Genomic DNA, 1,526 nt, shown 5'->3' on the forward strand with positions numbered 1-1,526 from the left:
GATAGTGTTGAAAAAGTCGGCCTTGCACTGGGTGTGAGCGTCTGATTCAGCATCAGAATGCTGAAGGACGCCAAGCGATGATGGGCGAGCGCCGGATGGCGCAGGAGGCCCTGTTCTACGAGTTCAGCCTGGATCGGCACGTTCCGGCTGATCATCTACTGCGGGCGATCGACCGGTTCGTGGACCTGTCGTGCATGCGCGAGCACCTGCGAGGGTTCTACAGCGCGATCGGCCGTCCTTCGATCGACCCTGAGCTGATGCTGCGGATGCTGATCGTAGGCTACTGCTTCGGCATCAGGTCGGAACGCCGCCTGTGCGAGGAGGTGCACCTCAACCTGGCTTACCGCTGGTTCTGCCGCCTCGGTCTCGATGGCGACGTGCCGGATCACTCGACCTTCTCGAAGAACCGCCATGGCCGCTTCCGTGAGAGCGACCTGTTTCGCCAGCTGTTCGAAGCCACCGTGCGGCGTTGCATCGAGGAGGGCTTGGTCGGCGGAGACGGCTTCGCGGTCGATGCCAGCCTGATCCGGGCCGAAGCCAACCGGCAGAAGTATGTCGAGGGGCCGCAGGGCCTTGGCGCTGGTCAGGCCGGGCGTGCCGTCGAGGAGTACTTCGCCGTACTCGACGATGCCGCTTTCGGCGGCGCAACTCCGGTCGAGCCCAAGCGGGTCTCGCCGGTTGATCCCGCAGCCCGCTTTACCCAGGCGCACGGCGGCCGTGCTGACTTCTGCTACGCCACCAACTATCTGATCGACGTCGACAATGCGGTCATCGTGGAGGTCGAGGCGAGCACGGCGGTGCGCCAGGCCGAGGTGACCGCGGCCAAGCGGATGATCGAGCGGGCAGCCGACCGCCATGGCCTATGGCCCCGTAAGCTGATCGGCGACACCGGCTACGGCTCGGCTGGCATGCTCGCCTGGCTCGTGCACGAGCGTGGCATCGAGCCGCACGTGCCCGTATTCGACAAGTCCGCCAGGAATGATGGCGCATTCGAGCGCAGCGACTTCACCTTCGATCACGAGGATGACAGCTATATCTGCCCGGCCGGCAAGCGCCTGCGGCCGCGTAACCGCAACTTCACCTCGCCGCGACCAGAGGCGGACCAGGACGGCTTCATTCGCTACCGAGCCCGCCAGCAAGACTGCAGCAGCTGCGCCCTCAAGCCTCGATGCACACCCACCCTGCCAGCTCGCAAGGTGACCCGTTCAATCCACGAAGGCGCACGCGATCTGGCTCGGGCCCTGTCACAGGAAGAGGAATGGATCGCCTCCCGCCGCGAGCGCAAAAAAGTCGAGATGCTGTTTGCTCACCTGAAGCGGATCATGCGGCTCGACCGGCTGCGATTACGCGGACCCAATGGTGCCCGGGACGAATTCCATCTCGCCGCAGCCGCCCAGAACCTGCGCAAGCTCGCCAAGATCAGCCTCGCAAGGCAGCCGGCGATGGCATGAGCTCCGGCATCCGCGCGCGCCCGCTTCAATCAAGACCCTCCGCTTCAACCAAGAAGCGACTTTTTCAACAGCATC

General features: G+C 64.5%; 1 protein-coding gene. It reads left to right on the forward strand.

The genetic code is table 11. The features are described from left to right. Positions 1–77: 77 nt before the first annotated feature. Positions 78–1,451 carry a transposase gene (locus tag H7F49_RS19165; protein ID WP_185685147.1) on the forward strand — a complete coding sequence of 458 codons (1,374 nt, stop codon included), beginning with the start codon at positions 78–80 and terminating at the stop codon, positions 1,449–1,451. Positions 1,452–1,526: the final 75 nt, after the last annotated feature.

Origin of the sequence: Novosphingobium aerophilum, assembly GCF_014230305.1 — a bacterium.
Lineage (GTDB): Bacteria > Pseudomonadota > Alphaproteobacteria > Sphingomonadales > Sphingomonadaceae > Novosphingobium > Novosphingobium aerophilum.

Excerpts from the sequence above, each read along its gene's own strand:
- H7F49_RS19165 (WP_185685147.1), top strand. The coding sequence starts at position 78 with ATGATGGGCGAGCGCCGGATGGCGCAGGAGGCCCTGTTCTACGAGTTC.